Source organism: Solwaraspora sp. WMMA2059, from assembly GCF_027497315.1.
Classification (GTDB): Bacteria; Actinomycetota; Actinomycetes; order Mycobacteriales; family Micromonosporaceae; genus Micromonospora_E.
The window spans coordinates 216,676-240,729 of sequence record NZ_CP114908.1 but is presented as its reverse complement, the minus strand read 5'-3'; the positions used below and the strand labels follow the sequence as shown (position 1 = coordinate 240,729).

The 24,054-nt window shown below is 69.5% G+C and carries 27 protein-coding genes; 16 read left to right on the top strand and 11 right to left on the bottom strand.

What is annotated here, in order from left to right:
- Positions 1-57 precede the first annotated feature (57 nt).
- From O7553_RS01045 to O7553_RS01035, 3 genes are all read right to left on the bottom strand, one after another.
- A complete protein-coding gene (locus O7553_RS01045; protein ID WP_281553045.1) occupies positions 58-597 on the bottom strand; it encodes a hypothetical protein in 540 nt (179 codons plus the stop codon).
- A gap of 91 nt (positions 598-688) precedes the next feature.
- Positions 689-1,024 (bottom strand): transposase family protein, encoded by a 336-nt coding sequence (locus O7553_RS01040; RefSeq protein ID WP_281553044.1) that lies wholly within the window; start codon positions 1,022-1,024, stop codon positions 689-691.
- A complete protein-coding gene (locus O7553_RS01035) occupies positions 943-1,452 on the bottom strand; it encodes a transposase family protein (protein ID WP_281553043.1) in 510 nt (169 codons plus the stop codon). The genes O7553_RS01040 and O7553_RS01035 overlap by 82 nt, the downstream gene beginning before the upstream one ends.
- Before the next feature lie 258 nt (positions 1,453-1,710).
- Between O7553_RS01035 and valS the strand changes: the two genes are divergently transcribed.
- Together valS and O7553_RS01025 are read left to right on the top strand one after the other, a co-directional pair.
- Entirely contained in the window at positions 1,711-4,269 is a 2,559-nt protein-coding gene (gene valS, locus O7553_RS01030) for a valine--tRNA ligase (protein ID WP_281553042.1), read from the top strand.
- Between the two features lie 136 nt (positions 4,270-4,405).
- Positions 4,406-5,725 carry an MFS transporter gene (locus tag O7553_RS01025; RefSeq protein WP_281553041.1) on the top strand — a complete coding sequence of 440 codons (1,320 nt, stop codon included), beginning with the start codon at positions 4,406-4,408 and terminating at the stop codon, positions 5,723-5,725.
- Positions 5,726-6,045: 320 nt separating this feature from the next.
- On the opposite strand, the gene O7553_RS01020 is transcribed toward O7553_RS01025, so the two are convergent.
- From O7553_RS01020 to mshA, 3 genes are all read right to left on the bottom strand, one after another.
- The gene (locus O7553_RS01020) at positions 6,046-6,936 is read right to left on the bottom strand and encodes a hypothetical protein (RefSeq protein WP_281553040.1); all 891 of its coding nucleotides are present in this window, start codon (positions 6,934-6,936) and stop codon (positions 6,046-6,048) included.
- Between the two features lie 86 nt (positions 6,937-7,022).
- Positions 7,023-7,538 carry a YbjN domain-containing protein gene (locus tag O7553_RS01015; RefSeq protein WP_281553039.1) on the bottom strand — a complete coding sequence of 172 codons (516 nt, stop codon included), beginning with the start codon at positions 7,536-7,538 and terminating at the stop codon, positions 7,023-7,025.
- An 11-nt stretch (positions 7,539-7,549) separates the two neighbouring features.
- Positions 7,550-8,917: a D-inositol-3-phosphate glycosyltransferase gene (mshA, locus tag O7553_RS01010; protein ID WP_281553038.1), complete on the bottom strand. Its 1,368-nt coding sequence runs from the start codon at positions 8,915-8,917 to the stop codon at positions 7,550-7,552.
- Positions 8,918-9,103: 186 nt separating this feature from the next.
- On the opposite strand from mshA, the gene O7553_RS01005 reads away from it, so the two are divergent.
- The 3 genes from O7553_RS01005 (at position 9,104) to O7553_RS00995 (ending at position 11,728) form a co-directional block, all read left to right on the top strand.
- The gene (locus O7553_RS01005) at positions 9,104-9,892 is read left to right on the top strand and encodes an SDR family oxidoreductase (RefSeq protein ID WP_281553037.1); all 789 of its coding nucleotides are present in this window, start codon (positions 9,104-9,106) and stop codon (positions 9,890-9,892) included.
- On the top strand, positions 9,889-10,770 hold the full coding sequence (locus O7553_RS01000) for a class I SAM-dependent methyltransferase (protein WP_281553036.1): 882 nt from the start codon (positions 9,889-9,891) through the stop codon (positions 10,768-10,770). The genes O7553_RS01005 and O7553_RS01000 overlap by 4 nt, the downstream gene beginning before the upstream one ends.
- Before the next feature lie 64 nt (positions 10,771-10,834).
- Entirely contained in the window at positions 10,835-11,728 is an 894-nt protein-coding gene (locus O7553_RS00995) for an IS982 family transposase (protein ID WP_281553035.1), read from the top strand.
- Between the two features lie 21 nt (positions 11,729-11,749).
- Here O7553_RS00995 and O7553_RS00990 read toward each other — a convergent pair whose 3' ends face one another.
- Entirely contained in the window at positions 11,750-12,871 is a 1,122-nt protein-coding gene (locus O7553_RS00990) for a UDP-N-acetylmuramate dehydrogenase (protein WP_281553034.1), read from the bottom strand.
- Between the two features lie 69 nt (positions 12,872-12,940).
- Here O7553_RS00990 and O7553_RS00985 point away from each other — a divergent pair, with 69 nt between their 5' ends.
- The 7 genes from O7553_RS00985 (at position 12,941) to O7553_RS00955 (ending at position 20,149) form a co-directional block, all read left to right on the top strand.
- Positions 12,941-13,702: a maleylpyruvate isomerase family mycothiol-dependent enzyme gene (locus O7553_RS00985; protein ID WP_281555403.1), complete on the top strand. Its 762-nt coding sequence runs from the start codon at positions 12,941-12,943 to the stop codon at positions 13,700-13,702.
- A gap of 224 nt (positions 13,703-13,926) precedes the next feature.
- The gene (locus tag O7553_RS00980; RefSeq protein WP_281553033.1) at positions 13,927-15,231 is read left to right on the top strand and encodes an extracellular solute-binding protein; all 1,305 of its coding nucleotides are present in this window, start codon (positions 13,927-13,929) and stop codon (positions 15,229-15,231) included.
- A gap of 98 nt (positions 15,232-15,329) precedes the next feature.
- A complete protein-coding gene (locus tag O7553_RS00975) occupies positions 15,330-16,244 on the top strand; it encodes a sugar ABC transporter permease (RefSeq protein WP_281555402.1) in 915 nt (304 codons plus the stop codon).
- A gap of 74 nt (positions 16,245-16,318) precedes the next feature.
- The gene (locus O7553_RS00970) at positions 16,319-17,092 is read left to right on the top strand and encodes a carbohydrate ABC transporter permease (RefSeq protein WP_123607253.1); all 774 of its coding nucleotides are present in this window, start codon (positions 16,319-16,321) and stop codon (positions 17,090-17,092) included.
- Entirely contained in the window at positions 17,089-18,471 is a 1,383-nt protein-coding gene (locus O7553_RS00965) for a GH1 family beta-glucosidase (RefSeq protein WP_281553032.1), read from the top strand. Before O7553_RS00970 ends, O7553_RS00965 begins: the two co-directional genes overlap by 4 nt.
- Before the next feature lie 61 nt (positions 18,472-18,532).
- Complete coding sequence (locus O7553_RS00960) at positions 18,533-19,543, top strand: LacI family DNA-binding transcriptional regulator (RefSeq protein WP_281553031.1); 1,011 nt, start codon at positions 18,533-18,535, stop codon at positions 19,541-19,543.
- Positions 19,544-19,822: 279 nt separating this feature from the next.
- The gene (locus O7553_RS00955) at positions 19,823-20,149 is read left to right on the top strand and encodes a hypothetical protein (protein ID WP_281553030.1); all 327 of its coding nucleotides are present in this window, start codon (positions 19,823-19,825) and stop codon (positions 20,147-20,149) included.
- A gap of 365 nt (positions 20,150-20,514) precedes the next feature.
- Here the strand turns inward: O7553_RS00955 and O7553_RS00950 are convergent, their stop codons facing one another.
- Positions 20,515-20,832 carry a hypothetical protein gene (locus tag O7553_RS00950; protein ID WP_281553029.1) on the bottom strand — a complete coding sequence of 106 codons (318 nt, stop codon included), beginning with the start codon at positions 20,830-20,832 and terminating at the stop codon, positions 20,515-20,517.
- Positions 20,833-20,841: 9 nt separating this feature from the next.
- On the opposite strand from O7553_RS00950, the gene O7553_RS00945 reads away from it, so the two are divergent.
- Genes O7553_RS00945 through O7553_RS00930 form a run of 4 tightly spaced genes read left to right on the top strand, consistent with a single transcriptional unit; the run spans position 20,842 to position 22,369 of the window.
- Positions 20,842-21,438 carry a hypothetical protein gene (locus O7553_RS00945; RefSeq protein ID WP_281553028.1) on the top strand — a complete coding sequence of 199 codons (597 nt, stop codon included), beginning with the start codon at positions 20,842-20,844 and terminating at the stop codon, positions 21,436-21,438.
- Positions 21,435-21,650 (top strand): hypothetical protein, encoded by a 216-nt coding sequence (locus O7553_RS00940; RefSeq protein WP_281553027.1) that lies wholly within the window; start codon positions 21,435-21,437, stop codon positions 21,648-21,650. Before O7553_RS00945 ends, O7553_RS00940 begins: the two co-directional genes overlap by 4 nt.
- Positions 21,651-21,671: 21 nt before the next feature.
- Positions 21,672-22,043: a type II toxin-antitoxin system RelE/ParE family toxin gene (locus O7553_RS00935; protein ID WP_281553026.1), complete on the top strand. Its 372-nt coding sequence runs from the start codon at positions 21,672-21,674 to the stop codon at positions 22,041-22,043.
- Positions 22,040-22,369, top strand: coding sequence for a helix-turn-helix transcriptional regulator (locus tag O7553_RS00930; RefSeq protein WP_281553025.1), 330 nt, complete (start codon positions 22,040-22,042; stop codon positions 22,367-22,369). Before O7553_RS00935 ends, O7553_RS00930 begins: the two co-directional genes overlap by 4 nt.
- A 256-nt stretch (positions 22,370-22,625) precedes the next feature.
- On the opposite strand, the gene O7553_RS00925 is transcribed toward O7553_RS00930, so the two are convergent.
- The 3 genes from O7553_RS00925 to O7553_RS00915 are packed head-to-tail and all read right to left on the bottom strand — an operon-like array spanning position 22,626 to position 23,887.
- On the bottom strand, positions 22,626-22,865 hold the full coding sequence (locus O7553_RS00925) for a hypothetical protein (RefSeq protein WP_281553024.1): 240 nt from the start codon (positions 22,863-22,865) through the stop codon (positions 22,626-22,628).
- Between the two features lie 60 nt (positions 22,866-22,925).
- Entirely contained in the window at positions 22,926-23,120 is a 195-nt protein-coding gene (locus tag O7553_RS00920) for a DUF397 domain-containing protein (RefSeq protein ID WP_281553023.1), read from the bottom strand.
- Positions 23,111-23,887, bottom strand: a complete 777-nt coding sequence (locus tag O7553_RS00915; RefSeq protein WP_281553022.1) for a helix-turn-helix transcriptional regulator — start codon at positions 23,885-23,887, stop codon at positions 23,111-23,113. The genes O7553_RS00920 and O7553_RS00915 overlap by 10 nt, the downstream gene beginning before the upstream one ends.
- Positions 23,888-24,054: the final 167 nt, after the last annotated feature.

Below are 24,054 nucleotides of genomic sequence, written 5' to 3'. Positions count from 1 at the left end.
TCACCCGTCGGTCGGTCGGGCCTGCCTCGACAGGTAGGTGCAAAGGCGGTTCGGCCGTCACGCGGACTCCGGAGTTGCCTCGATCTCGAGGCGGATGGCCTGCTGGCAAAGTTCGAACATACCGTGCAATTCGGTCTCACTTGGCGCATGCGCGATGATGGAACCGACCCGGTCGTTGGAGGAACGCACGTCGTCCAGGTAGGCACCCGGCTCCACATCGATCATCGTCTCGTGCACCGCAGCCGGCGCGTCCAGCGCCACCGGCTCCACTGGGCGTCGGATCAGCGTACTTCCCCACCAGTGCGGCGTCAGGCCCTCGACGTCGCAATGGACGGCCTTGAGATGCCCGGCGCGCTGCGCCAGGAAGCGCTGCCCGGTCCACCGACGGATTGAGGCGACTGGGCTGGCCGGCGTCGCGTCGGTGACGATCGCGTCGATGAGCACCTTCTCCAAGGAGACACCCATCGCCAGCTCCCACAGGGTTGGGATGGCGTCCCCACCGCCCCGAGCGGTCAGTTCCATCAGTACCGCCCCTCGTTCCGGATCCAGCCGAAGCTCGACATGGGCCATGCCGGTGCCCATCTGCAGCTGGTCCACGGCCTCTGCCGCCACCCGGCGCAGAACGTCGTAGCTCTGCTGATCTTGCGGCCCGACCTGGAGGACTTCCCAAAACTATTTCCAGGTCGGTTCAACGCAATCCGTAAACGCGAAAGATCTCCAACTTGGTTACCGTAAGTAATGTGGCGGGGAACTGTTCCAGCGATCTGCGGAATCCGGTCTTGAGAACCTTCCAACACTTCAGGTGGGCGATCGCGCGTTCAACGGCGGCGCGGAGCCGGTTGAGCGCGGTGTTGCACGCACGTCGGACCTCGGTCAACTCCCGACCCCGGGGCTTCTTGTACGGACTCGCGATGCCGGCACCCTGGTAGCCCTTGTCACCGGTCATCCCGGGCCCGCCGGGTGCGTAGTGGCCTGCCCACCGGGCGGCGATCCCGGACACGTCGAAGGCCTTCCGGTCGTGCATGCCCCCGGACACGGATCACCCACGTCGACCACCCGTCCCGCGAGGTTGGCGACCACCTGCACGTTCTGCCCGCAGAAACCCTTCTTCTCGGAGAACAACCCGTCGACGTCGTCGCGTTCCCCGACCGGCGCGACCAGACCATCGACCAGGACCGCGTCCCGGCGGGCCTGGTCACGGACCCGCTCGTACAACGGGGTCAACACCTCGTCCACCAACGGTTCCAACTCGTCCTGGTAGCGCTCCACGGTCGTCGAGCCGCAGCCGAACACCTCACCGAGCACGTCCGGCGCGAGGTTGTGCCGCAGCCCGAACAGCACCATCACCAGCGCCGTGTCCAGCGGCAACGCCCGCGGCCGTCCCACCGGCAGGTCCCAGTCCAGCAGCGCGTCCACCTGCTCGACCAACCAGTCGACTTGATCGGAGTCCAACCCGGTCATACGCTCACAACGCGGCGGCCGGCCGTTGATCGTTTGAGTCCACATAACCCGAATGATCTAGACGATGCCGGCCGCCGTCTCCACAAGCGACACGCCCGAGTTGATCACACCCGGGCCGTCACGCCACGTCACATCGACAGGGCTCGGTTCCGGATCGGCGGACCCCTTTCGGGAAGTCCTCCTGGTGGGAGTCAAAGATAGGCAAACTGCACATGAGCCGGCGATCGTAGGTGGGTAACATGGCGGGCTATGACTGACACCTCGTCGGACTTCGTCGTGCCGCCGGCTCCGTCTCTTGACGGCCTGGAGGACAAGTGGGTAGGCCGATGGGAAGAACTGGGCGTATACCGGTTCGACCGGACCGCGACCCGGAACGACGTGTTCTCGATCGACACCCCACCGCCCACCGTGAGCGGGTCGTTGCACGTAGGGCACGTCTTCTCGTACACGCACACCGACACGATCGCTCGGTATCAGCGAATGCAGGGCCGGGCGGTGTTCTATCCGATGGGGTGGGACGACAACGGCCTGCCGACCGAGCGGCGGGTGCAGAACTATTTCGGTGTACGGTGCGACCCGTCGCTGCCGTACGACCCGGATTTCACGCCGCCGGAGCAGCCAGGCAAGTCTGAAGTCCCGGTGTCGCGGCGCAACTTCATCGAGCTGTGCGAGCGACTGACCGTCACCGACGAGCAGGCGTTCGAGGCGCTGTGGCGGCGGCTGGGCCTGTCGGTGGACTGGTCGATGACCTACCAGACCATCGACGCCGCCGCGCGGCGGGTGTCGCAGCGGGCGTTCCTACGCAACGTGGCGCGCGGGGAGGCGTACCTGTCGGAGGCGCCGACGCTGTGGGACGTGAGCTTTCAGACGGCGGTCGCGCAGGCAGAGCTGGAGGACCGGCAACGGCCCGGCGCGTACCACCGGGTGGCGTTCCACCGACCGGGCGGCTCCCCGGTCTACATCATGACCTCGCGGCCCGAGTTGCTACCGGCGTGTGTGGCGCTGGTAGCGCATCCGGACGACGAGCGGTACCAGCCGCTGTTCGGCACGACGGTGCGCACGCCGCTGTTCGGCGTCGAGGTGCCGGTGAAGGCGCACCGGCTGGCCGTGCCGGACAAGGGCACCGGGCTGGCGATGATCTGCACGTTCGGTGACCTGATGGACGTGCTGTGGTGGCGGGAGATGCAATTGGCGACTCGCCCCGTCATCGGCCGTGACGGCCGAGTGCTGGCCGACCCGCCGCCGGGTCTGGACGGCCCCGAGGGTCGCGACGCCTACGCGCGGTTGGTGGGGGCCACCGTCCATACCGCCCGGGAGCGGGTGGTGGAGATGCTGCGGGTCTCCGGTGACCTCGACGGCGAACCGGAGAAAATCGTCCATCCGGTGAAGTTCTACGAGAAGGGCGACAAGCCGCTGGAAATCGTCACCACCCGGCAGTGGTACATCCGCAACGGCGGTCGCGACCTGGACATCCGCGAGACGCTGCGGGCCGCCGGCCGAGGGCTCGTCTGGCATCCGGAGTACATGCAGGCCCGCTACGACAGCTGGGCGACCGGACTGACCGGCGACTGGCTGGTCAGTCGGCAGCGGTTCTTCGGCGTCCCGGTCCCGGTGTGGTATCCGCTGGACGCCCATGGCGAGCCGGTCTACGACCAGCCGATCCTGCCGGACGAGGCATCCCTGCCGGTGGATCCGAGTACCGACGCCCCACCTGGCTACACCGCCGACCGCCGCGGCCAGGCCGGTGGGTTCGTCGGGGATCCGGACGTGCTGGACACCTGGGCGACGTCGTCGCTGACGCCACAGATCGCCGGCCGGTGGGGCACCGACGACGACCTGTTCGACCGGGTCTTCCCGATGGATGTACGCCCCCAGGCGCACGAGATCATCCGTACCTGGCTGTTCTCCACGGTCGTCCGCGCCCATCTGGAGCACGGCAGCCTGCCCTGGGCGCATGCGGCGATCTCCGGCTGGGTGCTGGACCCGGACCGCAAGAAGATGTCAAAATCCAAGGGCAATGCGGTGACCCCGATGGCCCTGCTGGAACAGTACGGCTCGGACGCGGCCCGCTACTGGGCGGTCAGCGGCCGTCCGGGCACCGACACGGCGTTCGACACCGGACAGATGAAGGTCGGCCGCCGGCTGGCAACGAAGATCCTCAACGCGTCCCGGTTCGTCCTCGGCCTGGGAGCACCAGCGCCGCACGCGGTGGTGGCGCAGGCGTTGGACCGGGCCACGCTGGCCGAGTTGGCCGTCGTGGTCGACGACGCCACCGCGGCACTCGACGGTTACGACTACACCCGGGCGTTGGAACGCACGGAGCACTTCTTCTGGCGGTTCTGCGACGACTACGTCGAGTTGGCCAAGACCAGGGCCTACGGTGAACGCGGCACAGCCGCGGCCGAGTCGGCACGAGCCGCGCTCACCACGGCGTTGAGCGTGCTGCTGCGGTTGTTCGCGCCGTTCCTGCCGTACGTCACCGAGGAAGTGTGGTCCTGGTGGCAGGTGGGCAGCGTCCACCGAGCCTCCTGGCCGTCGAGCGAGGAACTGCGGATGCTGACCGGTGACGCCGACGGCACGGCGCTCGCCGTCGCCGGCGACGTCATCGCCACGATCCGCAAGGCCAAGTCGGAGGCACGATTGTCGATGCGGGCCGAGGTGTCGAAGGTGCTTGTATGCGGCAGTGCCGACCTGCTGGCCGTGCTGGACACCATCGCCGAGGACGTGCAGGCCGCCGGCCGGGTGGGTTGGCTGGATACCGAGAAGGCCGACGGCTCAGGGCTGACCACGCAGGTGACGCTCCAATAGGGCCGGGTGACGATGGACGATCCAGGCCAGCCGGGTGACGATCACCACGCGGAAACTCGCATGCCCGGTACACCGCCCGCCGCCTAATGTGTAAGGCACAGACCCTGCACTGCTCATTACTGCACGGGGGTAACCGATGTCGCGTGCGCGGGGATGGCTACAGCAGACCACCAGCGGCCTGCCCCGGGCCTTCTGGTACCTGTGGACCGGCAGTCTGATCAACCGGCTCGGCTCGTTCGTCGTGATCTTCCTGGCCATCTACCTGACCGCCGGGCGCGGCCTGTCCGGCTCCCAGGCCGGCCTGGTGCTCGGCGCCTGGGGCGCCGGCGGAGCCGTCGGCACCCTGCTCGGCGGGACGCTCGCCGACCGCTGGGGGCGACGCCCGACGCTGCTCACCGCGCACCTGGGCGCTGCCACCATGCTGATCGTCCTCGGGTTGGCCGACCGGTGGTGGCTGCTCCTGGTGGGCGCCGCACTGCTCGGCCTGTTCAACGAGGGCGCGCGGCCGGCGTACGGGGCGATGATGATCGACGTGGTCCCGGCCGCCGACCGGCTGCGGGCCTTCTCGCTCAACTACTGGGCCATCAACCTGGGGTACGCGTTCGCAGCGGTGCTCGCCGGACTCGCCGCGCAGGTCGACTACTTCCTGCTGTTCGCGGTGAACGCGAGCACCACCCTGGCCACCGCCGCGCTGGTCTTCGTCAAGGTCGGTGAGACCCGGCCGGCGACCCAGGCGGCGGCACCGCTCGGCGCAGCCGTGGTCGCGGCCCGACCGGCCGGGTTGCTGGTTGTCGTCACCGACCGGGTCTTCCTCGGCTTCGTCGGGCTGAACGTGCTGCTGGCCATGGTGTTCATGCAGCACGGCTCGATGTTGCCGATCGCGATGGCCGACGACGGGCTGTCGCCCACCACGTTCGGCGCGGTGATGGCGCTCAACGGCGTACTCATCGTGATCGGGCAGCTCTTCGTCCCCCGGCTGATCACCGGCCGCAACCGCTCGCACGTGCTGGCTCTGGCGGCGGTGATCGTCGGGGTCGGCTTCGGCCTGACCGCCGTCGCCGACGTCGCCTGGTTGTACGCGGTGACAGTGCTGATCTGGACCGCTGGCGAAATGCTCAACTCGCCATCGAACGCGACGCTGATCGCCGAGCTGACCCCGGCCGCGCTGCGCGGCCGGTACCAGGGCGTCTTCTCGCTGTCCTGGTCGGTTGCCGCCTTCGCCGCGCCGATCACCGGCGGCTTCGTCTGGCAGTACGCGGGAAACACCGCGCTGTGGCTCGGCTGCGCCGCTATCGGCGGGGTGGTCGCGGTGGGTCAGCTGATCGCCGGACCGGCGCGCGAGCGGCGGGCCGCCGAGCTGCGGACGGGCGCGTCGGCCGTGACCCGGCCGACCCAGTCCCAGCTCACGACGCCGGAACGATCCCAGCAGCCGCTGGCACCGGCCCATCCGCAGTAGTTGCCAGGCCGGCAGAAACAAATAACCGGCGGCGGGGAGCGACACTCACCCCCGTAAGCGTCGCTCCCCCTCGCCGCCGGTTTCGGGTGGCGCCGTCCCCCAACGGCCCAATGCCACCGGTCCCCCGGCACCCAGCCCGGCAGTTCGGACCGAACCGGTCCGACGGCCCCCAGCCGATCCCGGGCTCGGAGCGTGGCTCAACCGTAGTTCCTGCCACTTCCGGTGGACAAGGCGATTCGGTTGTACCCCCAATCACACCATCGGACGTGCCGGGTGGGTTTAAGCCGCGACAACACCGGCGAGTGATGGCGAATACACACTCAGGCATCCTCGCGGTCGGGAGATTCGAGCCGGAAGAAATTGCTCTGCGTACCGTCCGTGCGCTGTTCCTGGTAGATGAAGTTCAACCGACGCTGATCAAACGTCCCAAACCACTCATCCCAGGAGATCTTTCGTAGATTACCGCCGCCGTAGCCGGGGAAGTCGATCCGCAGCACGCTCGGCCGGCCGTCACGAGGGGCGCTGACGGTCGCCGGTGCGCCGCCCCGGGCATCGGCCCACTGCCGGATGGTCCGGTGATCGGTGGTGACCAGGCTACGCCCGGCACGTTCGGCGTGCTGCTGCGGATCGTCGATACGCTGGGCGTACTTCAGTGAACTGGACGACTTGGCTCCAGACCGGATCTTGGCAGCACCCCCGCCGGACCGGTCACCGCCGCCCGCGCCAGCGGTGTTCCTACCCGCCGAACTGCTGCTCTTACGGGCCGAACTGCTGCTCTTACGGGCCGAACTGGTGCTCTTACGGGCCGAACTGGTGCTCTTACGGGCCGAACTGGTGCTCTTGCCGGCTGGTGCGGAACGTCGGGCAGTCGGCGAACCCGCCTTCGGCCGAGACGCCTGCTGCGCCCGCGCTGGCGTGCCACGGCGCATCGCTCGCGCCAACGACTTGATCAGATCGGGCTTGCGCAGGTTGGACGTCCCGGTCACCCCACGCTTGCGCAGCTGGTCTCGCAGTTCGTCGACGCGAAGGTCGGCAAGGTCGCTCTCCCGTACCGCGCCGCCGGCCCGGCCGATGGTCGCCGGGCTGGCCTTGCGGGCCGGGCTGGCCTTACGGGCCGTGGTGGAGCTACGGGCCGAGGTGGAGCTACGGCCGGCCTTGGACCGTCCGTCCGACGCCGGGCTGCGGCGCCGGGTGCTGGTCTGTTGAGGCATGGTCTGCTCACTCCCTTTGACAGTGTCCCTGCGGGGGGCAGTGGGCGACGATTACGCCACCATGCGAGCAGTACCCTGCTGGCTCCCTACAAACCTGGATCCTCCGGCGTCTTGTCGTCGAAAAGGTGCGCGAAGGCGCGCAGGTTCGCCAGCGATTCACCTCTCTTGACCCGCCATTCCCACTCGCGGCGGATCGCCGAACCGAAGCCGATCTCCAGCATCGCGTCGAATGACTCGTCGGCATAGGTGAGCACCGAGCCGAGTATCCGGTCCAGTTCGTCTTCGGTGATACCGGCCAGCCCGACACGACCGGTGAGGTAGATGTCGCCGACCGCGTCGATCGAAAAGGCGACACCGTACATCCGGGCGTTGCGTCGCAGCAGCCAGGTCCACAACTCGGTACGCCGTTCATCGGGCTGCCGCATCACGAATGCTTCTATTCGCAGCGCCTGCTCGCCGACGATCAGATTGCACACCGTCTTCAGCTTGTGGGTGCCCGGCAACGTCACCGCGTACGACAGGTCACCGGTCGGTTCCCAGCTCAGCTCGCGCTCGGCGCAGACCGCCTCGATCAGCGCCGCCACCTCGGCTCGTCCGCTCATCGCACTCCTGGTCAGCCCACGCTCGCCGACAGGGCGTCGGCGTCCCGGGACATCCCGGCGGCGGTCGCCGCGCGGTACGCCCGCACCGCCCCACCGTAGACGTCGAGCAGCCCGGCCGCAGTGCGTGCCCAGGAGAACTGCCGGGCGTGTTCCACCGCGCCCCGCCCGAGCCGGTCCCGCAACGCCGGGGCGGCCAGCAGATCGCCGATCGCCCGGCCCCAGTCCTCCGGGCGGTGCCCGGCGACCAGCACTCCGCTGCGCCCGTCGCGGACCGCGGTGACCAGTCCACCGACGGAGGCGGCCAGCACCGGCGTGCCGCAGGCCTGAGCCTCCAGGGCGACCAGACCGAACGATTCGTTGTACGACGGCACCGCGACCAGGTCGGCGGCCCGGAACAGGGCCGGCAGGTCGGTACGGGCCAGCGGCGGCATGAACTGCACCAGATCGTCCACTCCCAGCGATCTCGCCAGGTCGATCAGAGCCCGCGGCTGGTCCAGACCGGTTCCGCTGGGGCCACCGGCGACCACCACCGTGAGATCGGCGACCGCGCCCGGATCCCGCCGACGTAGTGCAGCCACCGCGCGCAGCAGTACGTCGGGTGCCTTCAGCGGCTGGATTCGGCCGACGAACGCCACCAGATGGCCGCGGACCGGCAGGCCGAACCGCCGTCGGGCGGCCGCCCTGGTGGCCTGTTCCCGTCCGGGTGGGCCGGGCCGGAACCGGTCCAGGTCGACGCCCGGTTCGACCACGGACACCCGGTCCGCCCCGGCGCCGTACCAGTCGATCAACTCGCCGGCCTCGGTCCTGGTGTTGGCCACCAGATGGTCCGCCTCGCTGACCACCTGTTCCTCGCCGATGATCCGGCAGGCCGGTTCAGGCCGGTCACCGGCTGCCAGCCGGGCGTTCTTGACCTTGGCGAGAGTGTGCGCGGTGTGCACCAGCGGCACCCCCCAGCGCTCCTTCGCCAGCCACCCGACCTGCCCGGAGAGCCAGTAGTGCGAGTGGATCAGGTCGTAGTAGCCGGGTGCCCGGGCGGCTTCCGCCCGCAGCACCCCGGCGGTGAACGCGCAGAGCTGCGCCGGCAGGTCCTCCTTCGGCAGCGGTTCCAGCGGGCCGGAGATCACCTGCCGCACCCGTACGCCGGGTGCCATCTCCACCACCGGCGGTACGCCGCCCGCCGTCGCCCGGGTGAAGATCTCGACCTCCACGCCGGCCTCGGCCAGCCGCCGGGACACCTCGACGATGTAGACGTTCATGCCGCCGGCGTCGCCGGTGCCCGGCGAGTCCAGCGGAGAGGTGTGCACCGACAGTGTCGCGACCCGACGGGGACGCGGCGGCGGCTGGTTGTCACCCTGCCCGGCCTGACCCACCTGCACCACGTCGCTCCCTCCGCTCGCCTGATCGCAGCCAACGCCACCAACCAGGACGACCCGTCACATCTTCCCGGTACTGGCAGCGACATGCCGCACTACAGCGGGTGGAGGTGATCCACCTCTCGCCGGCGGCGACGCCCGGGGCCGACCGGCGGCGATCGTCCCGAGCCGCCGAGCGGCGACAATGGCGGGATGACACCGATCGCCATCGTCACCGGAGCGTCCAGCGGGATCGGCGCGGCCACCGCCCGCCGGCTGGCCGCCGAGGGCTTCCACGTGGTCGCCGCCGCCCGCCGCGGCGACCGGCTCGCCGACCTGGTCGACTCGATTCGCGACAACGGCGGGGCCGCCACTGCGGTGACCTGCGACGTCACCGACGACGGGTCGGTGGCCGGGCTGGCGCAGGCGGTCAGCGGGTTGGCCCAGCAGGGTGACCCGCCCGGGCGGGTCACCCTGCTGGTGAACAACGCCGGCGGGGCGCGCGGGCTGGACCCGGTCGAGTCCGCACCGGTGGCCGACTGGCGGTGGATGTACGAGGTGAACGTGCTCGGCACGCTGCGGGTCACCCAGGCTCTGCTACCGGCGCTGACCGCCAGCGGGGCCGGCACCGTCGTGGTGATCGGCTCCACCGCCGGGCAGGTCGTCTACGAGGGCGGTGGCGGCTACACCGCAGCCAAGCACGGCCAGACCGCGCTTACCGAGACGCTACGGCTGGAGCTGTGCGGCCGGCCGGTCCGGGTGGTCGAGATCGATCCGGGCATGGTGCGTACCGACGAGTTCAGCGTGAACCGGTTTGGCGGGGACACCGCGCGGGCCGACGCGGTCTACGCCGGGGTGGCCGAGCCGCTGGTCGCCGACGACATCGCGGACTGCGTCGCCTGGTGCGTCACCCGCCCGCCGCACGTCAACGTGGACCGGCTGGTGGTCCGCCCGTTGGCCCAGGCAGCGCAGCACAAGGTGCATCGGGTGCTGCCCGGGTGAGCGGGGGGCGGGCGGCCCGGCCGGGCGGAGCCCGCGCGACCGACCCGGCACGGCCGGTCGGCGAGGTCACCCGGGGCACCACCGCACCGAACCGACTGCGCCGGGCCGACCGGTGGATCGCGTACCGCTGCGGGCCGGCGCTGACGGACTCGGCCGGTCCACCGCTGGTTGTCGACCTGGGTTTCGGTGCCCATCCGGTGACCACCGTCGAACTGGCCGCCCGGCTGCGGGCGGTGCGGCCGGACGTGCGGGTGGTCGGGCTGGAGATCGACCCGGACCGGGTCACGGCGGCGGCTCCGGCTGCCACGCCACCAGAACTGATCTTCGGCCGGGGTGGATTCGAGCTGGCCGGACTTCGGCCGGTGCTGGTCCGCGCGTTCAACGTGCTGCGCCAGTACGCCGAGTCCGACGTCGCAACGGCGTGGGCGACGATGCGCGCCGCGCTGGCCCCCGGCGGGTTGCTGGTCGAGGGGACCTGCGACGAGCCGGGCCGGGTCTGCTCCTGGGTGCTGCTCGACGCCACCGGGCCGGTCTCGCTGACCCTGGCCGGCCGGTTGGCCACCCTGGCCGGCCCGGCCGGCGGCGGGCCGGCGGTGCTCGCCGAACGGCTACCGAAGGCGCTGATCCACCGCAACGTGCCGGGCGAGCGGGTGCACGCGCTGCTGCGGGCGCTCGACGAGAGTTGGCGGGCGGCGGCCGGCTATAGGCCGTACGGGCCACGGCAGCGCTGGCTGCACACGGTGTCGGCGCTGCGGGACGGCGGCTGGCCGGTGCTGGACCGACCGGCGCGGTGGCGGCTCGGCGAGTTGACCGTGCCCTGGTCGGCGGTGGCCCCGACCGACGGCGCAACGGTCGAATCCTGCCGGCGGGTCAGCTAGACGAGTAGTTCCGAAGTCAGGGGTCGATGTCCGGGCATGAGGAGAGGGCATCCAAGATCATGTTGTGACGCAAGACCTGGACACCCTCTTGACCGCACTGTACGTGAAGATCGACGACAGCATCCGCACGCCCCGGTGGCGCGGCAGACCACCACTGCTGACCGACTCCGAACTGGTCTGCCTGGCCGTGGCGCAGGTCCTGCTCGGCGCCCGTTCCGAAGCCCACTGGATCCGCTACGCCCGGGTCCACCTGGCCGGCATGTTCCCCTACCTACCGCAGCGGCCCGGCTACAACAAACGGCTCCGCGCCGCCCTCCCGCTGATCAAGAAGACGATCCGGAACCTGGCCCGCGACAGCGACTTCTGGTTCGACAACCACTGGATCGTCGACTCCACCCCGGTGCCGTGCGGCATGTCCCGCCCCACCGTGCAACGTTCGGACCTGGCCGGCTGGGCCGGATACGGCTACTGCGCCTCCCACTCCCGGTTCTTCTGGGGACTGCGCCTGTACCTGGTCTGCACCCCGACCGGGATGCCGATCCTGTGGGCCCTGGCGAACCCGAAGATCGGCGAGCGGGAGGTCCTCGCCGCGATGCTGGAGGTCGAGGCCGGTGTCGTCGCCGAACACGACGGCATCCTGTTGATCAGCGACAAGGGCTTCGCGTCCGGACCACTCGAGCGGGAACTCGCCGACCAGGGCATCACCCTGCTACGCCCGTCACGCAAGCGGGAGAAGGCCCGCTACGGCGAACCGATGCTCAAGAAGGTCCGGCAGCTGATCGAGTCGGTCAACGACACCCTCAAGGGCCAGCTTGATCTTGAGGAACACGGTGGGCGGACCTTCGTCGGCGTCGCCGTACGGGTGGCCCAGCGACTCCTCGCGATGGCCGCCGCGATCTGGCACAACAACAAGACCGGCGCACCCGTCACCCGGTCCCTGATCGCCTACGACCACTGACGGGACTTCGGAACAACTCGTCTAGTCGAACGAGCAGTTGATCAGGACCGGCTCCGGGTGCAGTGCGACGCCGAACCGGTCGCGGACCCCGTCCCTGATGGTGCCGGCCAGGTCGAGCAGCGCGGCGGTGCTGCCGCCGCCCCGGTGGGTGAGTGCCAGGGTGTGCTTGCTGGAGATGGCGACCGGCGCGTCGCCACCCGGGTAGCCCTTGCCGTACCCGGCCTTGTCGATCAGCCACGCCGCGCTGACCTTGACCGCGTCGCCACCGGCGACCGGCCAGGTCGCCGGCTCGCCCGTCCCGGCGGCGGCGACCCGGGCGTGGAACCGCCGCGCGGCGGCGGCGTCCAGCACCGGGTTGGTGAAGAACGAGCCCACCGAGCGGGTGTCCGGGTCGGTGGCGTCGAGCACCATCCCCTTGCCGGCCCGTAGCCGCAGCACGGCGGCACGGGCGTCGGCCAGCGGCACCCGGTCACCGACGGCGACGCCGAGGCTGCGGGCAAGCTCGGCGTAGCGCACCGGGGTGGACAGTTCGCTGCGGGCCAGTTGGAAGTCCACCGCCAGCACCAGGTAGCGGTCGTTGCGTTTGAACAGGCTGTCGCGGTAGGCGAACCGGCAGTCGGCGGCAGGCAACGCGTACCGCTCGTCGGTGAGCCGGTCGTGCACGTGCACGGCCTGCACGGTCTCGGCGACCTCCTGACCGTAGGCGCCGACGTTCTGGATCGGGGTGGCGCCGGCAGCGCCCGGGATGCCGGACAGGCACTCCACCCCGGACCAGCCGGCGGCGACGGTCGCCGCGACCAGGTCGTCCCACGGCTCGCCAGCCTCGACCCGAATGGTGACGGTGGCCGGACCACCAGCCCTCGCCGGTTCCTCGGTGACCACCTGGAACCCGGTGGAGCGGACCAGGATCACCGTGCCGGGGAAGCCGTCGTCGCCGATGACCACGTTGCTGCCGCCGCTGAGCAGCAAGATCTGCTCCCCGCGCCGGCCGGCGTCACGGACCGCCTCGGTCAACTCGTCGGCGGTGGTCGCGGTGACCAGCCGGTCGGCCGGGCCGCCGAGGGCGAGCGTGGTATAGCGTGCCAACGGCGCAAGGGCCGTCGGGTCTTCAGCAGATGGCGCGTGGGCACTAACGTCAGGCACACCCCTCACCCTAGGCTGGATTCCACCCGCGCCACGCCACTGGCTGTCGGCTCGACCCGGAGGATCATGATGAGCAGGCTGCACGGCTCCAAGGACTTCTGGCTCGGCGCACTACGGGCGGACGGTCCGGCGTTCCGGGCCGCGATCGCCCAGGTGCCGCTGGACGCGCCGGTGCCGTCCTGCCCGGACTGGACGGTCGTCGACCTGGTGCACCATCTCGGCGTCGTGTACGTGTGGGTGCGGGAGACCGTGTCGCGCGGTGTCGCCGATCCGCGGGAGGAGCGGCCGCCGGTGGTTGCCAAACCCGACGGGGCCGAGGCGGTCGGCTGGTGGCAGCAGGAGTTCGACGCGCTGGTCACCCTGCTGGACGGGCTCGACCCGGAGATACCGGCATGGAACTGGGCGCCGCAAGCCAAGAAGGTGGGCTTCTGGGTCCGGCGGATGGCGCACGAGACCGCGGTGCACCGCTGGGACGCGCAGACGGCGATCGCCGGGGTGGAGCCGGTGGAGGCGAAGCTGGCCGCCGACGGGATCAGCGAGGTGCTGGACTCCTGGCTGCCGGCGGGCCGGCGGCGCAGGCGCCAGCCAGCGTACGGAGTGGCGCATCTGGTGGCGACCGACGCCGAACAGGAGTGGTACGTCCGGTTGCGGGGCGAGGGTATGGCGCTGCTGGACACCGACACGATCCTCGACTCCGATGATCACCACACCCGGACCCTGGCCACCGGCACCGCGAGTGACCTGCTCCTCGCACTCTGGGGTCGGGTGCAGTTCGACGTGCTGGACGTCTCCGGCGACGCAGCGCTGCTGGACGCGCTGCGGGTCGGCTGACCCACTGCCCGCTCTTCCGTCCGTCGGCTCCGGGGTAGGTAACGCGCCGGCAACGTTCTGAGAACGCTCTCTTGACAGGCAGTGATTGACCTCCCACTCTCGTGAGAGCGCTCTCACCGACCACGCCCGGCCAGTCGGTCAGGCCGCCAGGGTCGACAGAGAGCCAGCCAGCAAACACGCAGTTTCCGCACCCCACCATGCCTGGATCCGAGAGGGGTCAATCCATGGGCACCGATTCACGCCGCCGACTGGTCACCGCGACCGCCGCCGCGGTCACCGTGCTCGCCGCAGCTACCGGCTGCGGCGGCGACGAAGCCGCCGACGACGGCACCATCACCCTGACCGTCGACGTCTTCGGCCAGTTCGGCTATGAGGAGCTGTACAAGCAGTACGAGGCCGAGAACCCCGGGATCAAGATCGTCGAACGGGGCACCGGTACCAACCTTGACGAGTACTCCCCCAAGCTGACCCAGTGGCTGGCCGCCGGCAAGGGTGCAGGCGACGTCGTCGCCATCGAGGAGGGCCTGCTCATCGAGTACAAGGCCAATCCGCAGAACTTCGTGAACCTGCTCGACCACGGCGCCGCCGAGCTCGAAGGCAACTTCATGCCGTGGAAGTGGGACCAGGCGCTGACCGCCGACGGCAGCCAGTTGATCGGGCTCGGCACCGACGTCGGCGGCATGGCGATGTGCTACCGCACCGACCTGTTCGAGGCCGCCGGGCTGCCGACCGACCGCGACGAGGTCTCCGCGCTCTGGCCGACCTGGCAGGACTACATCTCCGTCGGCGGGCGGTTCATCGAGGCCGACACCGGCGCGTCGTTCCTGGACGCGGCGACCCAGACATTCAACACGATCGTGCTGCAGACCGCCGGTGCCGCCGAGGGTTACCACTACTACGACCTCGACGACAACCTCGTCGTCGACACCAACCCGGCCGTCAAGCAGGCCTGGGACATCACCATGGACATCATCGACTCCGATCTGAGCGGCAAGTACGGTGCCTGGTCCGACGAGTGGGTGGCCGCGTTCAAGCAGGCCAAGTTCGCCACCATCGCCTGCCCCGCCTGGATGACCGGGGTCATCGAGGGCAACGCCGGCCCGGAGGCGGCCGGCAAATGGGACATCGCCAAGGTGCCCGGTGACGGCGGCAACTGGGGCGGATCGCACCTGGCGGTGCCGGCGCAGAGCGAGCACCAGGAGGAAGCCGTCAAGCTGGTCAAGTTCCTGACCAGCCCGGAGGGGCACATCGGGGCGTTCAAGGCCAAGGGCCCGCTGCCGTCGTCGCCGCAGGCGCTCGACGATCCGGCGATCCTGGAGGCGACCAGCGAGTACTTCAACGACGCCCCGATCGGGCAGATCTTCGGTGAGGGCGCCAAGAACCTCAAGCCGGTCTACATGGGACCGAAGAACCAGGCGGTCCGCACCGAGGTGGAGAACGCCGTCCGTACGGTCGAGCTGGGTCAGCGTACGCCCGACGAGGGCTGGACCGACGCGGTGAACAACGCCAAGACGGCGGCCGAGAAGTGACCGCGGGCCGGGTGGCGCAGGTCGAGCCGGGGCAGCCGGCCGCCGACGCCACCCGGCCGGCCCGGCGACAGCCCGAGCCGCCGCACCGGCGGCCCCGGCTGTGGCTGGCCCGGCTGGACACCAAAGCATCCCCGTACCTGTACATCGCGCCGTTCTTCGTGCTGTTCGCGATCTTCGGCGCCTACCCGCTGGGCTACACGTTCTGGGTGTCGCTGCACGACTGGGACCTGCTCGCCGCCGAGCACCCGTTCGTCGGCTTCGACAACTACAGCCGGCTGCTCGGCGACGGCGACTTCTGGAACTCGGTGCTCAACACGTTGGGCATCTTCGTCATCTCCACCGTGCCGCAGCTGCTGCTGGCGCTCTGGCTGGCCCACCTGTTGAACCGGCAGCTGCGGGCCCGCACCTCGTTCCGGATGAGCATCCTGATCCCGAACATCACCTCGACGGCGGCCGTCGCGATCGTCTTCGGCCAGCTGTTCAGCCGCGAGTTCGGCATGATCAACTGGGCGCTGGACCTGGTCGGCGTCGACGCCGTCGACTGGCGTAACACCCGGTTCGGCGCCTGGGTGGCGATCTCGACGATGGTCGACTGGCGGTGGACCGGCTACAACGCGCTGATCTTCCTGGCCGCGATGCAGTCCATTCCGAAGGACCTGTACGAGTCGGCGGCGATCGACGGCGCGCGACCCGCCCGGCAGTTCTGGTCGATCACCGTGCCGATGCTGCGGCCGACGATCGTCTTCTGCGTCATCATCTCCACCATCGGCGGGCTGCAGTTGTTCACCGAGCCGCTGCTGTTCAACTCCGGCCCCAACCCGATCCGGGGTGGGCCGCTGCGCGAGTCGCAGACCATGACCATGTACATGTTCGAGAACGCGTTCGCGCCGCACTTCAACTTCGGCTACGGCTCGGCGATCGCCTGGATGCTGTTCGCCCTGATCGTCGTCATCTCGCTGATCAACGTGCTGGTGATCCGCCGGCTCGGCAACAGCACCCGGAAGCAGGGGTGAGCACCGTGAAAGCCAGTCAGCACCTGTGGAGCGCCAGCAAACTGACGTACGCGACGCTGATCGTCGCCGGGCTGATGTCGATCTTCCCGATCTACTGGATGTTCGTGGTCGCCACCCGGTCCAGCGACGCGATGGGGCAGATCCCGCCGCCGCTGACCCCGGGCGGCAACCTGCCGGGCAACATCGAGCGGCTGTTCAACAATCCGGACGCGTACTTCCTCACCGGCATGATCAACTCGGCGATCGTCGCCGGCACCGTCACCTTCTCCGTGGTGCTGTTCTCGTCGCTGGCCGGGTTCGCCTTCGCCAAACTGCGGTTCAAGGGCTCCAACGCCCTGCTGCTGGTGATCATCGCGACGATGATGGTGCCGACCCAGCTCGGCGTCATCCCGCTGTACATGCTGATGAGCCAGCTGGACTGGAACGACCGGCTCGCCGCGGTCATCGTGCCGGCGCTGGTCACCGGCTTCGGGGTGTTCCTGATGCGGCAGTACGCCAGCCAGGCGGTCAGCACCGAACTGATCGAGGCAGCCCGGGTCGACGGCTGCTCCACGCTACGGATCTACTGGAACGTGGTGCTGCCGGCGCTGCGCCCCGCCGCCGCCGTGCTCGGCCTGCTCACCTTCATGACCATGTGGAACGACTTCCTCTGGCCGTACGCGGTGCTCAACGACCCGGAGAACCCCACCGTGCAGTTGTCGCTGCGGGCGCTGTCGAACGGCTACTACAACGACATGTCGCAGGTCTTCACCGGTACGGCGCTCGCTACGCTGCCACTACTGATCGTGTTCATCATTTTCGGCCGTCAGATCATCGGCGGCATCATGGAAGGTGCTGTCAAGGCGTGACGAACTCCAACCAGCCCGTACGATTCCCCGACTCGTTCATCTGGGGCGCGGCGACCGCGTCGTACCAGATCGAAGGCGCCGCCCGGGAAGCCGGTCGCGGCCCGTCGATCTGGGACACGTTCAGCCGTACGCCGGGCAAGGTGCACGCCGGGCACACCGGGGACGTGGCCTGCGACCACTACCACCGCTACCGCGACGACGTGGCGCTGATGGCCGAACTGGGGCTGCACACCTACCGGTTCTCCATCGCCTGGCCGCGCGTACAGCCGGACGGCACCGGCCCGGTCAACCCGCACGGGCTGGACTTCTACGACCGGCTCGTCGACGAACTGCGCGGGCGCGGCATCGAGCCGATCGTCACCCTCTACCACTGGGACCTGCCGCAGACCCTGGAGGACCGGGGCGGCTGGACCAACCGGGAGACGGCCGAGGCCTTCGCCGAGTACGCGCGGGCCGTGTACGCCCGGCTCGGCGACCGGGTCCAGACCTGGACCACGCTCAACGAGCCGTGGTGCTCGGCGTACCTCGGTTACGGCGCCGGGGTGCACGCCCCGGGCCGCACCGACCCGGCCGCCACCTTCCAGACCGTGCACCACCTGCTGCTCGGCCACGGGCTGGCCAACCAGGCGCTGCGCGCCGCCGGCGCGTCCACCGTCGGGATCACGGTCAATCCGACCTCGGCGTTCCCCGCCGACCCGGCCAGCGAAGCCGACGCCAAGGCGGTCGAGCTGGTCGAGGACCTGCAAAACCGGATCTTCCTCGACCCGATCCTGCGCGGCGGCTACCCGCAGCGCATCCTCGACCACGTCAGCCGGTTCACCAGTCTGGACCACATCCGCGACGGCGACGAGAAGATCATCAGTGCGCCGATCGACCTGCTCGGTATCAACTACTACTCCCCCACCTACCTGGCCGCCCGCGACGGCGCACCCGGTGGTGGCGGGGCGTTCCCCGGCACCGAGGGCATCGAGTTCATCGCCCCGGAGCCGCCGCTGACCGACATGGGCTGGCAGATCCAGCCGTCCGGGCTGACCGCGCTGCTGAGTAAACTGGGGCGGGACTACCCGGGCGTACCGATGATCATCACGGAGAACGGCGCCGCGTTCCCCGACCAGCTGCATCCCGACGGCGACCGGGTCGACGACAGCGACCGGGTCGCCTACCTGGACGGGCATCTGCGGGCCGCGCACGCCGCGATCGCCGCCGGGGTCGATCTGCGCGGTTACCTCGTGTGGTCCCTACTGGACAACTTTGAGTGGTCGTACGGCTACGCCAAGCGATTCGGCATCGTGTACGTGGACTACCTGACCCAGCGGCGGGTGCCAAAGGCCAGCGCACGGTGGTACCAAGAGGTGATCCGCCGCAACGGCATCGGCTGAGCCGCTGGCGTTCACCGAGGTGGGGTGGCACCTTTCACAGACGGGGAGCACAGGTGTGAGCATGGCCAGGGAACGTCCGACGCTGGAGGCAGTGGCCCGCCGGGCCGGCGTGTCCCGGGCCACCGTGTCGCGCGTGGTGAACGGCTCCACCACAGTTGCCGAACCGATTCAGGACGCGGTTCGACGGGCGGTCCAGGAGCTGGGGTACGTCCCCAACCTGGCCGCCCGCAGCCTGGTCACCCAGCGCACCGACTCGATGGGGCTGATCCTGCCGGAGACCGCCACCCGGGTCTTCTCCGACGACCAGGTCTTCCCCGGCATCATCCACGGCGTCAGCCAGGAGCTGGAGGCGGCCGACAAGCAGCTGGTGCTGATGATGTCCGGCTCGGTCGGCAGCCACGACCGGGTCGAGCGCTACGCCCTGGGCCGACACGTCGACGGAGTCATGTTCGCCTCGATCCACGGCGTCGACCCGATGCCCGGCACCCTGGCCCGCAGCGGCCTGCCGGTGGTGTGCAGCGGCCGACCGATGGGCCAGGTCAGCGCCGGAGTGCCGTACGTGGACGTGGAGAACGAGGCCGGTGCCGAGCGGGCGGTCCGATACCTGCTCGAATCCGGCCGGCGGCGGGTGGCGACGATCGCCGGCCCGCAGGACATGATCGCCGGGGTGGACCGGCTCGCCGGCTACCGGACGGTGATCCGGGAGACCGGTGGCCGGTCGCTGGTCGCCGCCGGCGACTTCACCCGCGAGTCGGGTGCGGTCGCGATGCGTCAGCTCCTCGAGGACGACCCGGCGTTGGACGCCGTCTTCGTCGCCTCCGACCTGATGGCCCACGGTGCCATCCGTACGCTGCGGGAAGCCGGCCGCCGGGTGCCCGACGACGTCGCGATCATCGGTTTCGACGACATCGAGATGGCCGGCTACCTGGACCCGGCGCTGACCACCGTCCGCCAGCCGATCCAGGAGATCGGCCGGACGCTGGCCCGGCTGCTACTGCGGCTGGCCGACGGCGAGGCCGTCGGGCCGGCTGTGGTGCTGCCCACCGAACTCGTCCGGCGCGACTCCGCCTGAGGTCCGGCTCCCGGTCCGCTCCCGGTCCGCGCCCCGGTCCCGCTCTGACCCTGACTGACCTCGCCTGCCCTCGCCTGACTGGGTACGCGCGGTTTGCGAGATCATGCAGATAAACGCAGTTCACAAAACCACTGGTCAACCGCAATTCAATTTCGACTTTTCGTAGTTGTCGCAGGTCACCCCAGCCCCGCCGCCGCGAGCCGAATAACGACAAGGCATTGCCGAGCACGAATGCCACTGTTACCGTGAAATCAAATCCGCAACAGGAAGGGGACATCCGTGCGTACTCTCGCAAGAGTCGCCGTCACCGCGGCGATGGTCGTGGGCGCGATGGCCGCCACCGGGACCGCCGCGGTCGCCGCCGAGTCGTCGTCCAACGCCCAGGCCAGCACCACGTCCGCCAGCACGGCTGCGGTCGGCTACTACTACGGCTACGGCAGCGGAAGCAGCGCGAGCAGCGCAGTGTACAACGCCAGGTACCAGGCCGAGATCTGGGCGCAGATTGACGGCTACAACCCCTTCATCGACTGCTTTGTCGTCAACTCGTACGTGACCCAGATCAGCGACTACTACTACACTGCGAACGTCACCCTGCTCTGCTACTGACCAGCAATTCTTGAAGATCGGAACAATTGCGCCGGCCCACCTGGCAGTGGGCCGGCGCGCCCTTCCCGGCCCCGGACCTCGCGCCCCGGGCCTCGTGCTTCCTGCTTCCTGCTTGGGGCTTCGGGTCGGCGGGTCGGGCGGGTCGGCAAACTTCCGGTACCTCATGGTGCCTCCGACGACCTGATGCCACAGGTGCATCTTGATGCACCTGTGGCATCAGCTCAACCGGCATTCCCGACCCCGCAAGCGTGACATCTCGCACGCATGTCGTTACAAAAGGCCATCGTCAACCTGGCCAACTGGCTGGGCCGACCAGGCTCGCCCCTCAGCGGCCGCTACGGCGGGCAACATCCGAGGTTCCGGCCTCACGCCGACGGCGTACCGACCAGGTGTCTCATCGCTGCCAGGGTCTGGTCGATGGTGGCGGGGAGGTCGGGGTCGCCGTGCTGGTCGGGGTCGCCGTGCTGGTCGAGCCAGCGGGTCACCGCGGTCCGGAACGTGGTCACCGCGATCTCGGCGGCCAGCCGGGCGGTCAGATCGTCGATGCCGCGATCGCGGAAGCCCTGCTCCAGTGCCGCCGACAGCAGCGCAAACTTGCGTAGCTCGCGCTCGTGCAGAGCCGGTTCGGCGTCGATCACGGCCCGTCGGCGTAACAGGTAGTCGAGACTGCGGCAGGCAGGCACCGAGGTGTGGTGGCGGTCGGCCGCGACCGGGAGCGGCCGACCCGGACGGTTCCGGACCCCCGGGCGGTGACCGGCTCACTCGACGAGGTCTGTGCCCGGCTGGCCAGTGAGGCGCCGGCCGTCGTGATCAACACGGTGGGCCCGTTCGCGGCCACCGCGCCGCTGGTCGCGCGGGCCTGCCCGGCCGGCACCCACTACGTCGACGTCGGCAACGAACTGAGCGCGTTCGAGTCGCTGCACGCCATGCACCGGGAGGCGGCGGCGACCGGTCGCACGCTGGTCTACGGCGCGGGCTTCGGCGTGCTCGCGACCGAGAGCATCCTGCTGCATCTGCTGGCGGCCGAGGAGAAACCTTCCCGGGTACGCGTCGACGCAGTCGCGTCGGTCGAGGTCAAACCGGGTGCCCTCGGCAAAGCCCTCGCCGCCACCATCGTGCACGGGGTGCTCGACGGCGGCCGCAAGGTGCGGCAGGACCGATTGGTACGCACCCGGGCCGGTGGTGCCGCCGAGCGGTTGACCACCCCCGACGGCGACGTGGTCACCACCGCCGCCATGGCAGCGGCGAACTCTTCGCGGCCTGGCAGGCCAGCGGCGCCCCGTCGGTGATCGACGCCTCGGCTCTCGCCCCCGCCACCCCGGCCGCCAGGGCGGCGATGTCGGCGGTCGGTGGCCTGCTGCGGCTGTCCGGCCTGGCCGGCTACGCCGCCCGGCGGCTCGCCCGCGCCACCACGACCGCAGTCAGGTCGTACCGTCCGCTGGCGGTGAACCATAGACTGGAAGGCGCACTTCAGCAGCTGCGGGTTGACCACCTGATATAAGGCATGGTTTATACTCGGGGCATGTGGGACGTCGTGCTGGTCGCCCCGGTTGAGGAGTGGTACCTCAGGCTGTGCGAGTCGGACCCGACCTCCGCCAACCGGGTCATGGAGGCGATCGACCACCTGGCGGAGGAAGGCCCTGGGCTTGGCCGGCCGATGGTCGACCGGATCCACGGCAGTCGGTTGCACAATCTGAAGGAGCTGCGGCCGGGCTCTGCCGGGCGCTCGGAGATACGTCTGCAGTTCGCCTTCGATGTCGAACGGGACGCGGTGATCCTGGTCGCTGGCGACAAGGCGGGCCGATGGAACCAGTGGTACCGGGAGAACGTCCCGGTCGCGGAGGCGCGGTACGAGGAGTATCTGGTCGAGCGCAAGAGTGGGGAGGGGTCATGACGGCCCGTCGGTGGAGCGATGTGAAGGCTGAGGCGGTCACCCGACAGCCGTGGCTCGCCAGTGAGGAAGCACAGGCGCAGCGGGCCGCGATTCGCGGCGAGAATATCGGCCGCATCCGGGGACACGAGTTGGCCGAGATGCGTAAGTCTGCCGGGCTCACCCAGGCCGAAGTAGCTGTGGCACTCGGGGTGAGTCAGGCCAGGATCTCCCAGATCGAGCATGGCCAGGTCGACAGCCTGGACACACTGCGCGCGTACGCCGAGGCGCTGGGTGCCGAGGTTTCGATCGTAGTGTCCCGTGGTCCGCTCACCCTGCGGGTTGCCTGACCAGCCCACGAGACCCGGAGCAGAGTAGGCACCGAGCCGCTACAGACCTGCTGATGCGTGACGCGGAGGCTCTTTACCGCGCCCCGGCCAAGCCTGGCAGCGAGTCAACAGGCGCTGCCACGGAAACGGTCGAGTCGGTGTCGAGGCTGAGCTGGCCGCCCCAGGCGACCACATCATCACAGGTCCGCCAGCCGGACGAGATCACGTGACCGCGTGGCCACAAGCTCGATGTCGGCCTCGCCCGGGAACAGCCCGATCAGGTCGACGATGTTCCCTTGGTCTCCGGTCGACCGCTGATGGTCCTCGAACGTCGGCAGCACGTGCGCCGGACGGCCATGACGACGATCGTGGTGAGCAGCGGCAGCAGGTCAACGAGCCAACCGAACTCCCACCAGCCCGCCCGGTCGAACAGCAGTGTCATCACGAAGGCGAACGCGACCACGACGACAACGATCTGCTCCGTCGTGATCAGCAGAAACCGAACCGCCGGAGCCACATCGCCTCCTCAGATCCGGTCACGCCATCGTCAGCCAGTTGCCGAGCCGCGGAACTGAGGTCAGGGGTGGGTGGCGAGGTGGGTGACGAAGGTGGACCAGGCGGCGGGGGCGAAGGTGAGTACCGGGCCGGTCTGGTCCTTGCTGTCGCGTACCAGCACCGCGCCGGGCAGGTTGTCGGCGACCTCGACACACGCGCCGCCGGCACCGTTGGACCTGGTCGACTTGCGGAAGCGCGGGGTGCCGGTCAGCTCCATGTCAGCGCCGCTTTCTCGATCATCTCGCGGGACTCCGCGATGGGCAGGGCGTGGCTGCGGACATCCTCCCACACCTGTTCGAGCCGACGCACCCGTTGCGGATCGTCGATGGGCTCGCCGCCGAAGTGGGTGTCCAGGTAGCCCACTCTCCGGTCGTGCACCGTTCCCAGCACGAACGGACCGTTGAGCCCGGCGTACGCCCCGGCGGTCGCCGGCACGACGTGCACCCGCACGTTGGGCCGGTCACAGGCGGCGGCCAGCGCGGTCAACTGCTCCACCATCACGTCGGGCGAGCCGACCTGCCGATGCAGCACCGACCGGTCGAGCACCGCGACGAAGTGCGCCGGATTATCCGCCCGGGTGATGATCTCCTGCCGGGCCAGTCGGTTGGCCAGCGCCGTCTCGACATCGTCGACCGGGCCGACGTCGGTGAGCAACTGTCGGGCGTACGCCTCGGTCTGCAACAGCCCCGGCACGACGGAGAGTTCGAAGTAGCGCAGGATGCTCGCCTGCGCCTCGTTCTCGGCCCACGAGCGCAGGAACGGCGCGATCGACTGCCCGCGCGCATGGGCCGCCAGCCGCTGAATCCGGTCGCCGGTCTCGAAGACGCCGTCGAGTGCCTTGGCGATCGCCGGCACCGGGATGAGCCGCCCCGCCTCGTAGCTGCCGATCGACGACCCACTCACCCCGACCAGCGCGCCGAGCTGCTCCTGCGACAGCCCTCGCGCGGTCCGCTCCTTGCGGATGGCCTCCTGCAAGTCGATCATTATCGGCCCCCTTATCAGATTCGTAGGATCTCTCCGAGAACCCTCCGACTCCCACATCTTCCATTGCATGGGGTGGATAGTCCAGGGTAGAGGGGTAGGAAGATGAGAAAGCGAGATCCACGGAGGACCGAGCCCCCGGGGCGCGTGCGAGAAAACCATTTCACGGC

Coding starts and splice junctions, on each gene's coding strand:
- O7553_RS00960 (WP_281553031.1), top strand. CDS start 18,533: ATGGCCAGGGAACGTCCGACGCTGGAGGCAGTGGCCCGCCGGGCCGGC.
- O7553_RS00985 (WP_281555403.1), top strand. CDS start 12,941: ATGAGCAGGCTGCACGGCTCCAAGGACTTCTGGCTCGGCGCACTACGG.
- O7553_RS01005 (WP_281553037.1), top strand. CDS start 9,104: ATGACACCGATCGCCATCGTCACCGGAGCGTCCAGCGGGATCGGCGCG.
- O7553_RS00980 (WP_281553033.1), top strand. CDS start 13,927: ATGGGCACCGATTCACGCCGCCGACTGGTCACCGCGACCGCCGCCGCG.
- O7553_RS00920 (WP_281553023.1), bottom strand. CDS start 23,120: ATGGAGCTGACCGGCACCCCGCGCTTCCGCAAGTCGACCAGGTCCAAC.
- O7553_RS00935 (WP_281553026.1), top strand. CDS start 21,672: ATGTGGGACGTCGTGCTGGTCGCCCCGGTTGAGGAGTGGTACCTCAGG.
- O7553_RS01015 (WP_281553039.1), bottom strand. CDS start 7,538: ATGAGCGGACGAGCCGAGGTGGCGGCGCTGATCGAGGCGGTCTGCGCC.
- O7553_RS01025 (WP_281553041.1), top strand. CDS start 4,406: ATGTCGCGTGCGCGGGGATGGCTACAGCAGACCACCAGCGGCCTGCCC.
- O7553_RS01020 (WP_281553040.1), bottom strand. CDS start 6,936: ATGCCTCAACAGACCAGCACCCGGCGCCGCAGCCCGGCGTCGGACGGA.
- valS (WP_281553042.1), top strand. CDS start 1,711: ATGACTGACACCTCGTCGGACTTCGTCGTGCCGCCGGCTCCGTCTCTT.
- O7553_RS01040 (WP_281553044.1), bottom strand. CDS start 1,024: ATGCACGACCGGAAGGCCTTCGACGTGTCCGGGATCGCCGCCCGGTGG.
- O7553_RS00930 (WP_281553025.1), top strand. CDS start 22,040: ATGACGGCCCGTCGGTGGAGCGATGTGAAGGCTGAGGCGGTCACCCGA.
- O7553_RS00915 (WP_281553022.1), bottom strand. CDS start 23,887: ATGATCGACTTGCAGGAGGCCATCCGCAAGGAGCGGACCGCGCGAGGG.
- O7553_RS00970 (WP_123607253.1), top strand. CDS start 16,319: ATGTCGATCTTCCCGATCTACTGGATGTTCGTGGTCGCCACCCGGTCC.